This window comes from Geobacillus lituanicus (genome assembly GCF_050994965.1).
Classification (GTDB): Bacteria; Bacillota; Bacilli; order Bacillales; family Anoxybacillaceae; genus Geobacillus; species Geobacillus stearothermophilus.
On sequence record NZ_CP194773.1, the window covers coordinates 2,067,242 to 2,081,555 of the forward strand.

The window sequence follows — 14,314 nt, forward strand, 5'->3', positions numbered from 1 at the left end:
CCTCCCTTTCGCCTGTCGATTGTTCTCTTTCCATACAATAGCAAACTTTCAACCGAAAGAAAAGCAACAATTGATCACATCCGCTCCAAGCGGTGAAATGCCGGCTCGTCGGCTGCCAAGACGGCCAGCTCCCCGCTTTCATCGGCCGCCAGCGCCGCCCGAAGCTCTTCTTTCGCCTCATCGAAGCGTCCAAGCAGCGCGAGATAGCGGGCTCGTTCGTAGCGAAGCCGGGCATCGTTGGCCATATGGACGCACCGCTCGATGGCCGCGAGCGCCTGATCGATGCGCCCCGCTTCTTCATAAACAGCCGCAAGCTGCATATGGAACTCTTCATCCTCAGGATACCAATCAGCATAGCGCTCCCAAAGCGCCGCCGCTTCTTGATAGCGGCCCGTTTCCATATAATGCTCGCCAAGCAACATGAGCGCCTCACGGGCGAGCGGTTCTTCCGCCACAATCTCCTCGAGCTGCCGCTCGGCTTTCTCGCGCTGTCCTTCTTGAAGCCAAACGACCGCCTGCAACACGCGCAGGTCGACATCATCCGGGTCATCAGCCAGCAGCCGCTCCAGCCAGCGCTTCGCTTCCTCGCGTTTTCTTTCCTCATCGGCGGCCAATAAATATTCCACAAATTCTTGCGCCAAAGACGGATCCCAAACGCGGGCGAGCGCTTTGCGCCACGTTTTCACGGCATCGCTGTCCAATTCGAGCGCGGCATATAAGCGGGCGAGCCGCCTGTAGGCTTCCGCATCGCTACGGTTGAGGCGAATCGCTTCGTCGTAGAAATCGGTCACAATCGAAAACAAGACAACGGTGCCGACCCATTCTTTCGCTTTTGTCCACCATCGCACCGGTTCGTCATGCCCCCCCTGCTCCTCGCCAAAATACGGGAAAAGAGCCGAGGCGGTGTTCCGATACATCACGCTTTTCGCCTCGCGGCTTGCCTTCAGCCGCTCGAGTCGATGGCGCAGCTTCCCTAAGCCGCGCATCGTTTTCGGAAAGAGAGCCACATACAACGGGTACAACGATTCATCGTCCGGATGGCGCACCATCAACTGTTCGAGCAGTTTCGCCGCCTCTTTTTGGCTTCCTTCCGCGATCAGCACCATCGCCCAATGGCGGAGCACTTCAGGATGGTCCGGGTCAAGAGCAAGCGCCTTCTCGACGGCCGCCTTTTCTTGATCGCGGCGCTCAAGCGCTCCATAAACATATCCAAGGCTGTCGTAATACCACGCCTCCCCTGCATGCGGACGGGCGTCAGCCAACGCGCGGAGAAGCGCGGAAGGCTCCGCGATCGCGGCAAGCTGCTCCATATCGATGCGCTTCGGGGCCAAGCGCACCGCCTGAAGCAAATGCGCGTGCTGCCGCTCTTCGTTTTCTTCCGCCTCATAGAGTGAAGCTAAGCGAAAATGGCAAAGGACAAACGATGGATCGGCTTTGAGACAAGCCTCATACTGTTGTTTCGCCTCTTCGTGGCGTCCAAGCGAGGCGCACAGCTCCGCGAGCCGGAAGAGGGAAAGCGCATGGCCCATGGCGGCAGCTTCTCGGTAAAACGCCATGGCCTTCGACAGTCGGCCTTGCCGTTCATAAAGGGCGCCGAGAGCGGAATGGGCCGAAGCGAGTGTCGGGCGAGCCGAGACAAGCTGCTCTAAAAACGCCCGGCCGCGTTCCTCTAAAGACGGCGTTGCCAGCTGATCAAGGTAAAACTCGTACGCTTCTTCCGCCTCAAACTCAGCCAGACGCAACCCTTCTTCCAACCACGACAGCGCCGTCTCGCGTCCTTCCTCCTCGTCGGCGAACCCATGGGCGACAAGCCATCTTCCCGCGTTCAGCCAATATTCGCTGTTGGCGGCAAAACGGGCGCGCTGCTCGATCACATACCGGCGCGCCTCATCCATATCCCCGCGCTCCGCAAGGGCAGACGCCAAGCCGAGATGGGCGAACACGTCATCGCGGTCATGACGGACCGCCTCTTTGTAGCACGAAACCGCTTGTTCCGCCTCCCCTTCCTCCATATAGAGATCGCCAAGACGGACGTAAAGCGGCGCCAAGCGTCTAGCAGCGGCCAGCCCCTCTTCCAGCACCGCTTTCGCTTTTTCCCGATCACCGGCATCATCATACAAGTCAGCCAACATCAAATACGGATGCGGTTCCTGCGGGTCGAGCGCTTTGGCGACGCCAAAGCCGCGTTCCGCCTTGCGTCTTCGGCCGAGCTCCATGTCGCAGCGGGCCCGCTCATACCAAAGCTGGGCATCCCGCCGCTCGCGGCGCACAAGACGATCAAACCAGTCGCGCGCTTCGGCGAACCGCTTCGCATGGAACAACAGCACACCGTGATTCGTTTCGATAAACAAATCGCCCGGATACAGGCTGACTGCCACGCGCGAAGAGATGAGCCCTTTTTCGATATGACCGGCGTACGCCGAGGTGAGCCCGAAATAGCTCCACACTTCCGGCTGGTCTGGGTCCAACTGGAGCGAGGTGCGAAAATAGCGGGCCGCCTCTTCATAGCGGCTGGCAAAAAAGGCAATGCGCCCGCGCAAATAATGGTAGAGCGGGCTTTGCGCCTTTCCTTTCACCCGTTTGAGCACGTCTTCAGCCTTCTCCATTTCTTGCGTGTAGACGTACGCTTTCGCCGCCATCAGCAGCAAGTCGTTATGTTCGGGATACTCGCTCAAGACGCGCCTGGTGTAATCCAACACAAGCGGCTTCGCCTCGTCGCTGCCGAAATGCTTCATGACATACAGCCATGTGTACGGGATGTGCTCATGCTGGCGCAAAAAGGCGACAAAGGCGGCGAAATGCGCCTGTTCGTCCTCGTCCATCTTTTCAGCCAACGCGTGCAGCTCACGGAAATAGCGGTCCTCCTCCTCCGGAAGCTCGGCGGCGAGCGCCGCTTTTTCCCGGGGAAGCGCCACAATCGACAAATAATGCGTCCCTGCATACCACTTGGCAAGCTCGTCCTCGGAAACGACAAACGGATCAAACAGATTCGGGTCTTGCACATAAAACGCCTCGAGCCGTTCGTCATAGCCAAACAGCACTTGGACGTGTGATGACTGTTCGTAATCGACGCTCAACAGCACCGGAACGCCCTCATCAATGAGCCGCTTCCAGCGCGGCAGCGTGCCGATGAAAAAGCGGCAAACAAATCCAAGATCTTCCAAATAATGTACGGTCGTGGACAGCTTCGATCCGCGCACATCAAAAATATGTTCGGCCACTTCATCCTGCGTGCGGGGGGAACCAAGCAATCGAAGCATCATTTCCAGACTCGCCGGCACGCAATAGTTGTGCTTTTGCACGACCGGCACAAGCGGCAGCGCCACCGACCGTTTCCCTTGCCGCCCAAGCGCGCGGGCGTACGGCGTTTTTTCAAGCTGCGGCTCCGCTTTCACAAGCGATTCAAGCTTCTCCCATTCCTCAAGCTGGTAATACAGTTCGGCGCGCAAATGGGCGAAATAACGGCGATGCATATGAAGCGGATTCAGGCGGTCAAGTTCCTCCATCGCCGCGAGCGCCTCGCGGTAGGCGCGCACATCGCGCAGGCGGCGCACGCGCTCAGCGTAAAACGCTAACACTTGCGGAAAACGCTGCTTTCCTTCTTCCAAAACGGCAAGCGCCTCGCGGTGGCGGCCATCGAGCGCATACAAATCGGCAAGAAGCAAATAGCACATATCGCCGCGCTCCGAGTCGTCGAGACCGGCGCGAATCACCTGTTCGGCGCGCTTCCGGTCGCCGGTCTCGATATAAAAATAGCCCCACTTGTCATGCATCGGCGCCGTCTCATAGCGGGCAACCACATCCATCCATTCGTGCGCCTCATCGATCCGCTGCATATCCAATAAAGCGCGCACCAACGCAAACGCCGCCCGGGCGATCGCTTCCCTCGGCTCCTCCACCCGGCCTTCGAGCGCGGCGGTCAGGCGCGGAGTGAGCGCCTCTTCCACATCGAGCGGCCGGCGTTGATCGATCCATTCGTCGCACAACCACGCGAGCGTCTGCAGCGTGTTGAACTTCCGGTGGGCGTACCGGGCGACAAGCCCGCTATGCCGGTACATAAGCGCGTAGTCGAACAGGCGGACAAGCGTCCGAAACGGTTCGATCTCGTCCCACGAAGCCATGAGCGGCCGCCATTGAAACAATCCCATGTTTTCTAAATGCGGCCGCACCTGGGCAAGGGCATCCACGATTCGTTTTTCTTCAACGAGCAATGCGATCGGTTTGATATGATTCATACAAAGAAAACTCCCTTATTCTTTTTCCAGCTATTTATTAAGTGTAGAACAAGCCCGGCAAAACAGCCACATATTTTTTCACAAAAATACCGACAAACAAAAAATGGCCTCTCCTTTGAACAGGATCAGCCATATACCGATTCGTTTTATCCGGCGTGCTTGGCGAAAAATTCGAGAGACCGTTCAATAATCATCGGTTGGTCGTAATCGAGCGTCGCCACATGGTAGCTGTTTCGGAGGCGGACGATCTCTTTCTCCGTCGATGAAATGCCTTGAAAGATGATGTCGGCGTTTCCCGGCGGCACGACGTGATCTTCGTCGGAGACAAAAATCAACGCCGGACAGACGATGCGATCGAGTTTCGCTTTTGTCTGTGCCATCAGCCTAGCCAGCTGAAGAAGCGAAGCGGTCGGCGTTTTCTCGTATGCCAGCTCTTTCACATCCGGATTTTTCAAGTCCGAACCGATCGAATCCAGAATACCTCGGCAGCTCGCCGCCGCACCTCTTTTTTCCTTTTTTTGATCGGACGCCGTTACCACATCGACAACCATGACCGCCACCATTCGTGAAACAAGCCGTTGACGCCAAAATAGACGAATGCGATCCAAGCGATGCCAACCAATGCTTTCTCCATCCCTTTTCCCGTCCGATAGAGCGGCACTTTCCACCGCTTGGACGAAAACGGCCAAAACAGCGGCACCCCTTGAACAGAAAAAAAGTCTTCCACAATATGAAACAAGTAGCCGAGCACGAGCCCAGCGGTAAACGGCGACGCCGAGTCGCGCCAGACGAGGGCGGCAAGCACCCCCCAGACGATGAGCGAATGCGTCATGCCGCGATGGCCGAACGCTTCTTTTACTTTCCCCGCGACGCCGAACGAACGGCGGCCGACGTATGACGACGGCTCGTCAATGTCAGGAAGAAGGCTGCCGATGACAAGCCCCGCCGTATAGGCGGCGGTAAACGGCAGCTTTGTATGCGCGGCCGCCGCCGCGCCGAGGCATAATGTGGCAATGACATGGCTGGAGTATCGCAACGAAATCCCCTCAAACTTTTATCGTTTTCCCCATTATACCACAGAAAAGAATATTCGTTCGTTTTTTTGACGGATTTGTGACAATGATGCAAAGTGTGACAAAGTTAACATCGCGTTATTAACATCATGGCTATAGTTAAAAGTACACAACGCTAATAAGGAGTGAAGCAAATGAAACGAAAACGATCTCCGCTTGCCAACCGTTTCAAATATATTCGGCCGATCGAGCGCCAAGCCGACGGCCATAGCGAAACAACCTACGGCGACCGCGCCTGGGAAGATGCGTACCGTCGCCGCTGGCAGCACGACAAAGTCGTCCGCTCGACCCATGGCGTCAACTGCACGGGGTCGTGCAGCTGGAACATTTACGTCAAAAACGGCATCGTCACCTGGGAAGGACAGCAGCTCGACTATCCGTCGACCGGGCCGGATATGCCGGACTTTGAACCGCGCGGTTGCCCGCGCGGCGCGAGCTTCTCATGGTATATGTACAGCCCGCTGCGCGTCAAATACCCGTATGTCCGCGGCATCTTGCTTGACATGTGGCGCGAGGCGCTCTCCCATCATCCAAACAACCCGCTTGAGGCGTGGAAAAGCATCGTTGAAGACCGCGAAAAAGCGAAGCGCTACAAACAGGCGCGCGGGAAGGGCGGATTCGTGCGCGTCAGCTGGGATGAAGCATTGACGCTTGTCGCCGCTTCTTTATTGTATACGGTCGTCAAATACGGCCCGGACCGCAACGTCGGCTTCTCCCCGATTCCAGCCATGTCGATGGTCAGCCATGCCGCCGGATCGCGCTTCATGCAGCTGATGGGCGGGCCGATGTTAAGCTTCTATGATTGGTACGCCGACTTGCCGCCGGCGTCGCCGCAAATTTGGGGCGACCAAACGGACGTGCCGGAGTCAAGCGACTGGTACAACGCCGGCTACATCATCACCTGGGGCTCGAACGTCCCGCTCACCCGGACTCCGGACGCTCACTTTTTAGCCGAAGTGCGCTACCGCGGCACGAAAGTCGTCTCCGTCAGCCCAGATTACGCCGAGTCGACAAAATTCGCCGACGACTGGCTGTCGGTGAAGCAAGGGACGGACGGCGCCTTGGCGATGGCGATGGGACATGTTATTTTAAACGAATATTACGTCAAACGGACCGTTCCATATTTTGAACGATATGCCAAAACGTACACCGATTTTCCGTTTGTCGTCACCTTAAAACAAAACGGCGGCACATGGACGGCCGGCCGCTTCTTGTTGGCGAAAGACCTTGGCAAACAAACGAACAATGCCGAATGGAAGCCGGTCATCTATGATGAAAACACCGACTCGTTTGTCGTGCCGAATGGAACGATCGGCGCTCGCTGGGAAGACAAAGGAAAATGGAACTTGCGTCTTGTTGATGAGGAAACAGAACAGCCGCTTGAGCCACGCCTGTCGTTTTTAGGGAGCGAAGATGAAGTCATCTCGATCCAGCTTCCATATTTCACCGCTGAGGGCGGAAAAACGATCGAACGCGCGGTTCCAGTGAAAAAAGTGCAAACCGTAACAGGAGACGTTTACGTCACGACCGTCTATGATTTGATTTTGGCCAACTACGGCATTGACCGCGGCATCGGCGGCACAGTCGCCCGCTCGTACGATGACGAGGTGCCATTCACGCCAGCATGGCAAGAAGCGATCACCGGCGTCGACCGCGAACTCGTCGTGAAAATCGCCCGTGAGTTTGCCGACAACGCGATCGACACAAACGGCCGGTCGATGATCATCGTCGGCGCCGGGATCAACCATTGGTTCAACTCCGATACGATTTACCGCGCCGTCTTGAACCTTGTCTTGTTCGTCGGCGCCCAAGGGGTGAATGGCGGCGGTTGGGCCCATTACGTCGGGCAGGAAAAGCTGCGGCCGGTGGAAGGATGGCAGACAATCGCCACCGCCCGCGACTGGGTCGGACCAGCGAAATTGCAAAACGGCACGTCATTCTTTTACTTTGCGACCGACCAATGGCGCTATGAAGAGCGGCCGGTCGATGAGCTCATCTCACCGCTGGCCAAAAAAGCGCGCTATTCACACCCTGGCGATTACAACGTCTTGGCCGCGCGGCTTGGCTGGCTGCCGTCGTACCCGACGTTTAACAAAAACGGCATCGAGCTGTATAACGAAGCAGTAAGCCATGGAGCCCGCACGCCGGAAGAGATCGGCGCCTACGTCGCGAAACAGCTGAAAAAGAAAGAATTGCAGTTTGCGATCGAAGATCCGGACAACGAGGCGAATTTTCCGCGCAACTTGATCGTCTGGCGCGCCAACTTAATCTCAAGCTCCGGCAAAGGGCACGAATACTTCTTAAAACATTTGCTTGGCACGACGAACGGCTTGTTAAACGATGACCGCGACAGCCTGCGCCCGGAAGAAATCCGCTGGCGCGATGAAGCGCCGGAAGGCAAGCTCGATCTGCTTGTCAACTTGGACTTCCGCATGGCCGGCACAGCGCTCTACTCCGATGTCGTCCTGCCGGCAGCGACATGGTATGAAAAACATGACTTAAGCAGCACGGATATGCATCCGTTCATCCATCCGTTCAATCCAGCCGTGCCTCCGCTCTGGGAAGCGCGCTCGGACTGGGATATTTTCAAATCACTTGCGAAAGCCGTATCTGATGTCGCCAAACAAGCCGGCTTAAAGCCGATGAAAGAAGTCGTCGCCACTCCGCTGTTGCACGATACGGCGCAAGAGCTGGCGCAGCCGTTCGGTGAAGTGAAAGACTGGAGCAAAGGCGAAACTGAACCGATTCCGGGCAAAACGATGCCGAACATTCATGTCATCGAGCGCGACTATACGCTCATTTACGATCAAATGACCGCCCTGGGTCCGAACGTCGCCCGCCAGCCGATCGGCACAAAAGGGATTGCCTGGTCAGCGAAAGACGAGTATGAACAGTTGAAACGCCGGCTCGGCACTGTCCGGCGCGCTTCCATCGCCGACGGCTGCCCGGATATCAGCGAAGCGAAAAAAGCGGCTGAAGCGATTTTGACGCTGTCATCAACTACAAACGGCAAAATGGCGGTGAAAGCGTGGGAGGCGCTTGAGAAAAAGACGGATTTGAAATTGGCCGATTTAGCGAAAGAACGCGAGGAAGAATGCTTTACGTTTGAACAAATCACCGCCCAGCCGAAAACGGTCATCACCTCGCCGGCGTTCAGCGGCTCGGAAAAAGGCGGGCGGCGCTACTCGCCGTTTACGACGAACGTCGAACGGCTCATCCCGTGGCGGACGTTGACCGGCCGGCAGTCGTTTTACATCGATCATGAACTGATGCGCGAGTTTGGCGAAACGATGGCGACGTTCAAACCGGTCTTGCCGCACCGTCCGTTTTCAAACAAACGCCCGAAAGAAAACGGAAAGGAAGTCATCTTGAACTATTTGACGCCGCATAACAAATGGTCGATCCACAGCATGTATTTCGACTCCTTGCCGATGTTGACGCTTTTCCGCGGCGGGCCGACCGTGTGGATGAACAAAGATGATGCGGCCGAAGCCGGCATCAACGACAACGACTGGATCGAATGTTTCAACGAAAACGGCGTCGTCGTCGCCCGCGCCGTCGTCTCCCACCGGCTGCCGCGCGGCATGGCGTTTATGCACCACGCGCAAGACCGCCATATTAACGTGCCGGGCACGAAGCTGACAAACAACCGCGGCGGCACGCACAACAGCCCGACGCGCATCCACGTAAAGCCGACGCATATGATCGGCGGATATGCACAGTTAAGCTACGGATTCAACTATTACGGACCGACGGGCAACCAACGCGACCTGTACGTCGTCATCCGCAAACTCGAGGAGGTTGATTGGCTTGAAGATTAAAGCGCAAGTCGGCATGGTGATGAATTTGGACAAATGCATCGGCTGCCATACGTGCAGCGTCACGTGCAAAAACACATGGACGAACCGCCCCGGCGCTGAATACATGTACTTTAACAACGTTGAAACGAAACCCGGAATCGGCTATCCGAAACAATGGGAAAACCAAGAGAAGTATAGAGGCGGCTGGGAGTTGAAAAACGGCGAACTACGGCTCAAATCCGGCTCGAAAGCGATGCGGCTCGTCAACTTGTTCTACAATCCGTACCAGCCTACGATCGACGATTACTACGAACCGTGGAATTACGACTATGAAACGTTGACGAACAGCCCGCTAAAACAATACCAGCCAGTGGCGCGGCCGAAATCAAGCATCACCGGCGAATGGATGGAGCTGTCATGGGGGCCGAACTGGGAAGACGATCTGGCCGGCGTCCATATCACCGGTTTGCGTGATCCGAACGTTGTCAAAATGGAGCAGGCGATCCAAACGGAATTTGAGAATGTCTTTATGATGTACTTGCCGCGCATTTGCGAGCATTGCCTCAATCCGTCATGCGTATCGAGCTGCCCGTCAGGCGCCATGTACAAACGCGACGAGGACGGCATCGTCCTCGTCGACCAAAACGCCTGCCGCGCTTGGCGGTATTGCGTCACAAGCTGTCCGTACAAAAAAGTGTATTTCAACTGGCAAACGAACAAAGCGGAAAAATGCACGCTCTGCTTCCCGCGCATCGAAGCCGGCATGCCGACGATTTGTTCGGAAACGTGCGTCGGCCGCATCCGTTACATCGGTGTGATGCTGTATGACGCTGACAAAGTGAAAGAAGCGGCGAGCGTCACAGATGAGAAACAGCTGTACCACGCCCAGCTTGATATTTTCCTTGATCCAAACGATCCAGCCGTCGCCGCCGCCGCGAAAGAAGCGGGCATCCCAGACGAATGGATCGCCGCCGCACAGCGCTCGCCGATTTACAAAATGATCGTCGACTGGAAAATCGCTTTGCCGCTGCATCCGGAATACCGGACGCTGCCAATGGTATGGTACATTCCGCCGCTGAGCCCGATCATGAATACGATCGAAGGAAAAGGAAGCCAAGCGAGCGCCGATGACATCTTCCCGGCCATTGATGAAATGCGCATTCCGATCGAATATTTGGCGAATTTGCTGACGGCGGGCGATACGGCGCACATCCGCACGACATTGAAAAAAATGGCAGCCATGCGCTCATACATGCGGGCGAAACAAACGAACAAACAGCCGGACACCCGTCTCATTGAATCGCTCGGCTTAAGCCGTGAAGACATTGAAGAGATGTACCGTTTGCTCGCGATTGCCAAATACGAAGACCGCTTCGTCATTCCAGCATCGCACCACGAAGAAGTCGCTGACCTCTACGCCGAACAAGGCAGCTGCGGGCTGGCGTTCGCCGGCGGCCCGGGCGCTTGCGGCACGCTGTAAAAGGAGAAAGAAGGCGAGCCCCGCCCCCTTCAACAATGAAATGGAGGATTTACGATGAACAGCGAACAACAACAAACGGTCTTTCTATGTGTATCGTATTTGTTGTCTTACCCGGACGAACAGTGGGCCGAATCGCTTCCTGACTGCCTAGACGCCATCCGCTCGCTTGACGATGAAACCGTCCGCGCGCCGCTTTTGGCAGTGGCCGAACAGCTCGCGGTCACCCCGACTCGAGAGCGGACGGAGCAATATGTCGAAACATTTGATTTCGGCAAAAAAACGAATTTGTACTTGACGTATATGACAAACGGCGAGCAGCGGGAGCGCGGAATCGAACTCGTTGCCTTAAAAGCGCGCTACGAGGCGGCCGGATTCGCCGTCTCCGATCACGAGCTGCCCGACTACTTGCCGCTCATGCTTGAATGGATGGCCTATGCAGATCAAGAGCATACGACCGCCTTGCTCGCCGATTATGCCGGCCATATCCGCGAAATCGGCGACCGGCTGGCAGCGGCAGGCAGCCCGTATGCACAGCTGTTTGACGCGCTCAATCACACATTCACTCAACTCGGCGTGACGCCGCTCCCGAAAGGAGGTGCAACGGCATGGCCAGCCAATTTCTCTGGGTGATTGTTCCGTATTTGGCGCTTGTCCTATTTGTCGCCGGCCATATTTGGCGCTACCAGCGCGACCAGTTTGGCTGGACATCCAAATCAAGCGAACTGCTCGAAAAACGGCAGTTGCGCCTTGGAAGCCTTCTCTTTCACTGGGGCATTTTGTTCGTGTTTGTCGGCCACGTGATGGGCATTCTCATTCCCAAGCCGTTTTACGAGGCGCTTGGCGTGACAGAAGAGATGTACCACGCCCTCGCCTTGGCAGGCGGCATTCCGGCCGGCTTGGCGGCCTTCGTTGGTTTGGTGATCCTTTTTCGCCGCCGCTTGACGGTCAAGCGCGTACGGACGACAAGCAGCACCGGCGACTGGGTCGCGCTCGGATTTTTGCTTGTCGTGATCGCCAGCGGGTTGTCGTCGACGTTTCTGAACATCGATTCGCACGGGTTTGATTACCGGACGACAATCGGCCCGTGGTTTCGCGGCCTTCTTACGTTCCGTCCGAACCCAGCTTATATGGAAGCGGTGCCGCTTTGGTTTCAGATTCATATTCTCGCTGCATTCGGTTTGTTCGCCGTCTGGCCGTTCACCCGTCTCGTTCACGTATTCAGCTTCCCGCTCCGCTACTTGCAGCGCAGCTACGTCGTCTATCGAAAGCGAATGCCAAAACAAGCAGAGCCGGTCAACCGCGCCAAGTAAGCGAGCGGCGGGCGTCACATCAGGAACCCTAAACTGAACAGGCGGAGGGGGCAACCGATTGCCTAACAGCCGGCCTGTCAACTTTAACGGCGGCGGGAACGAAACAACGTGCGCTTCCGCATACCCTAACGATCATGCATAACAACCGGCCAACAAATGAACCAATAATAAAAAACAGGATGCCCGTCGTTTGGGGCATCCTGTTTTTTATTTGTTACTTAGTTAATGCGCGCAAACAGCTCCTCTTTCTCCGCATCGGACAACAACCGCTCGGCCATCGGGAAGAGCACGTTCTCCTCTTTCATGAAGTGCTCATCCAAAATATGATACGCCTCAATCACCGCGCCGGCAAGCGTCAACGCCTGCCTGCTGTCGATGTTCTCCGGCAGCTGGGCGGTCTTTTCTAAAAACATGGAAAGGCGCGTTTTCGCCTGTTCGTGTTCGTATTCCATAACGGCGATAGGGCCGGTCGTCCGCCCGATGTACCGAGCCATCATTGGGAACAATACGCCTTCTTCCCGCTCCGAATGCGGATCTAAGGCGGCGACGAACGATTCAACTTTTTCTCTCAAATCAGCGAGCGGCTCACGCCAGTTGCGGTCATTTTCCCCGCGGCCGATCGCCTCCGCTGCGGCAAGCAGCTGCTCCATTTGGGCGCGCAGCGGGCCGTGTTCTTGTTTTAATTGCGCCAGACCGGCGCATAATTTCACCCCTTCAGGGCCGCCCATATGGCAAAATGAATGCATCATCAATTCCTCCTTTTTATGATCCGTCCGTTGTTTCCATTATACTGTGTGCAGCATCTCCATCGTTGTGAGTCATATCACACCGCCGACAGGCAAGCGCAAAAAAAAACAGCACGCTCGCCCCCATGAGCGACGCGCCGTAGCAAATCCCCGCCGAACCGTGCTCGCCATCTGCTGGAATGAGCTTCGTTTCATGCTCGCCCCACCCTTTCATATGAAAAATACATCCCCAGTTTTATTATAAGCGGAAAATGTTCGAAAAACTGTGACAAAAAATAAACAGTTTAGCATTTTTGATGAAACACATAATATAAAACATTTAACAAAAAGATGATCTCTTATATAGCAGGTTGGACAATTGATATAAAACAACCCTCAACAGGGCTTATTGTTGAAAATAACGGGCAAGCGTCACAATCATCGCTCCCATCCGCTCATGTTCCGGGGCGATGACGCGATCGACTCCCTCTTCTTCCAATGCTTCTTTTGTCACTTTGCCAACGGCGCAGGCCACGACATCGGTGCGAAACGCGTCAAGCAGCGGTGCGATCTCTTTTTTCTCGCGGGCGAACGAAAAGAAAAAGCGGACTTGCATCGCCGATGTAAAACAGACGGCATCGACTTCGCGCCCGACGATTTCTTTATACAATGTCGCCAGTGTCTCCTCATCCGGAGCGATATGCCGGTATGGCAACAATTCCGTATACAAAGCGCCTTGTTCAAGAAAAAACTGCTTCAAGGCTGGCGCGGTATCGCCGTACAGCTGTACAACAACGTTTTTTTCCGCAAAGTCGTGCCCATAAAGAGCAGCAATCAACCCTTTCGTCGTCCCGTCCTCGCTTGCGGCCACCGGGGTGACGCCGATTTGTTTCAACGCCGTCACCGTTTTATAGCCGCGGGCAGCCACGTTCGCTTCCTTGATCGTTCGATGCCATTGAGCAGCCATTCCCTCCCGGTCGGCCGCTTCCAACAGCGCCTCAAAGCCGATTCCCGTCGTAAATACGATCCAGTCCGGCCGCATGGCGATGACGGTTCGCATTTCCTCTCCCAGTTCGCTTCCCTTTGAAAAGACGGTCCCTTGCGCCGGACGAATGATGGCCGTTCCTCCTTGCTTTTCAATAAGCGTTGTCATTTCGTCCAGTTTGCGTGACGCGCATAAGGCAATCCGTTTGCCATGCATGTCCCTTCCCCCTTATGGTCAGTCGTTCGTCCTTTCCATTCTAAAAGATGGTCTTTGCCTATGCAACAAAAAACCATTCCGCTCCCTGGCACATCGCAACGCGAATGCCGCCTTCATTGGGTATAGCGCCCAGCGCAACAGAACAGACCGCAGGCAGAAACAGCCGACCACCATCAAAAAAACACGCGCCCAAAGACGCGTGCCCTCCGTTCAACGAGTATGTACCATGGCCTCTTCTCCCCGACGGTCAAAGGAACCGATGATGCGCGTCGGCTCGACGGAAATGATCCGATCGAGCGGGATGTTCATCAGCCGCATTTGCCGATTGTAAACGAACAGTTTGCGTGCTTCTTGATACAGCTTGACCGGCAGCACGACCGCCTCCCCCTGCTCCGTTTGCACGCGCACCGGCTGCTTCTCTTCAATCCACGCCGAAAGTTGTTGGTACAATTCGTTCATTCCGCTTGTTCCCCCTTCTCACCCATTCCTA

At 55.8% G+C, this 14,314-nt stretch carries 9 protein-coding genes and 2 pseudogenes; 4 read left to right on the top strand and 7 right to left on the bottom strand.

Going from position 1 to position 14,314, the window contains the following annotated elements:
* Positions 1 to 74: 74 nt before the first annotated feature.
* The 3 genes and pseudogenes from ACR1UW_RS10510 to ACR1UW_RS10520 all read right to left on the bottom strand — a co-directional run bounded on the left by ACR1UW_RS10510 (position 75) and on the right by ACR1UW_RS10520 (position 5,271).
* Positions 75 to 4,235, bottom strand: coding sequence for a bacteriocin-processing peptidase family protein (locus ACR1UW_RS10510; RefSeq protein ID WP_498933225.1), 4,161 nt, complete (start codon positions 4,233 to 4,235; stop codon positions 75 to 77).
* Positions 4,236 to 4,381: 146 nt separating this feature from the next.
* A pseudogene (locus ACR1UW_RS10515) lies at positions 4,382 to 4,733 on the bottom strand (alpha/beta hydrolase); the annotation flags it as partial.
* Positions 4,734 to 4,767: 34 nt separating this feature from the next.
* Positions 4,768 to 5,271: a metal-dependent hydrolase gene (locus ACR1UW_RS10520; protein ID WP_011231316.1), complete on the bottom strand. Its 504-nt coding sequence runs from the start codon at positions 5,269 to 5,271 to the stop codon at positions 4,768 to 4,770.
* 171 nt (positions 5,272 to 5,442) lie between these two features.
* Between ACR1UW_RS10520 and ACR1UW_RS10525 the strand changes: the two genes are divergently transcribed.
* From ACR1UW_RS10525 to narI, 4 genes are read left to right on the top strand one after another with little or no spacing between them, the layout of a single operon-like run.
* On the top strand, positions 5,443 to 9,129 hold the full coding sequence (locus tag ACR1UW_RS10525) for a nitrate reductase subunit alpha (protein ID WP_498933227.1): 3,687 nt from the start codon (positions 5,443 to 5,445) through the stop codon (positions 9,127 to 9,129).
* A complete protein-coding gene (gene narH / locus ACR1UW_RS10530) occupies positions 9,119 to 10,588 on the top strand; it encodes a nitrate reductase subunit beta (RefSeq protein ID WP_289666445.1) in 1,470 nt (489 codons plus the stop codon). Before ACR1UW_RS10525 ends, narH begins: the two co-directional genes overlap by 11 nt.
* Before the next feature lie 54 nt (positions 10,589 to 10,642).
* The gene (gene narJ / locus ACR1UW_RS10535) at positions 10,643 to 11,218 is read left to right on the top strand and encodes a nitrate reductase molybdenum cofactor assembly chaperone (protein ID WP_050367301.1); all 576 of its coding nucleotides are present in this window, start codon (positions 10,643 to 10,645) and stop codon (positions 11,216 to 11,218) included.
* Entirely contained in the window at positions 11,194 to 11,898 is a 705-nt protein-coding gene (gene narI / locus ACR1UW_RS10540) for a respiratory nitrate reductase subunit gamma (RefSeq protein ID WP_100663975.1), read from the top strand. The genes narJ and narI overlap by 25 nt, the downstream gene beginning before the upstream one ends.
* Positions 11,899 to 12,116: 218 nt before the next feature.
* On the opposite strand, the gene ACR1UW_RS10545 is transcribed toward narI, so the two are convergent.
* The 4 genes and pseudogenes from ACR1UW_RS10545 to ACR1UW_RS10560 form a co-directional block, all read right to left on the bottom strand.
* Complete coding sequence (locus ACR1UW_RS10545; RefSeq protein ID WP_020278823.1) at positions 12,117 to 12,644, bottom strand: hemerythrin domain-containing protein; 528 nt, start codon at positions 12,642 to 12,644, stop codon at positions 12,117 to 12,119.
* A 109-nt stretch (positions 12,645 to 12,753) separates the two neighbouring features.
* Positions 12,754 to 12,858 (bottom strand): annotated as a pseudogene (locus tag ACR1UW_RS10550) (pyruvate synthase alpha chain); the annotation flags it as partial.
* A gap of 171 nt (positions 12,859 to 13,029) precedes the next feature.
* Positions 13,030 to 13,824 (bottom strand): uroporphyrinogen-III synthase, encoded by a 795-nt coding sequence (locus ACR1UW_RS10555; protein ID WP_014195925.1) that lies wholly within the window; start codon positions 13,822 to 13,824, stop codon positions 13,030 to 13,032.
* A 210-nt stretch (positions 13,825 to 14,034) separates the two neighbouring features.
* On the bottom strand, positions 14,035 to 14,283 hold the full coding sequence (locus ACR1UW_RS10560; RefSeq protein WP_047818446.1) for a hypothetical protein: 249 nt from the start codon (positions 14,281 to 14,283) through the stop codon (positions 14,035 to 14,037).
* Positions 14,284 to 14,314 lie beyond the last annotated feature (31 nt).

Excerpts from the sequence above, each read along its gene's own strand:
- ACR1UW_RS10510 (WP_498933225.1), bottom strand. The coding sequence starts at position 4,235 with ATGAATCATATCAAACCGATCGCATTGCTCGTTGAAGAAAAACGAATC.
- ACR1UW_RS10525 (WP_498933227.1), top strand. The coding sequence starts at position 5,443 with ATGAAACGAAAACGATCTCCGCTTGCCAACCGTTTCAAATATATTCGG.
- narJ (WP_050367301.1), top strand. The coding sequence starts at position 10,643 with ATGAACAGCGAACAACAACAAACGGTCTTTCTATGTGTATCGTATTTG.
- narI (WP_100663975.1), top strand. The coding sequence starts at position 11,194 with ATGGCCAGCCAATTTCTCTGGGTGATTGTTCCGTATTTGGCGCTTGTC.
- ACR1UW_RS10545 (WP_020278823.1), bottom strand. The coding sequence starts at position 12,644 with ATGCATTCATTTTGCCATATGGGCGGCCCTGAAGGGGTGAAATTATGC.
- ACR1UW_RS10555 (WP_014195925.1), bottom strand. The coding sequence starts at position 13,824 with ATGCATGGCAAACGGATTGCCTTATGCGCGTCACGCAAACTGGACGAA.
- ACR1UW_RS10560 (WP_047818446.1), bottom strand. The coding sequence starts at position 14,283 with ATGAACGAATTGTACCAACAACTTTCGGCGTGGATTGAAGAGAAGCAG.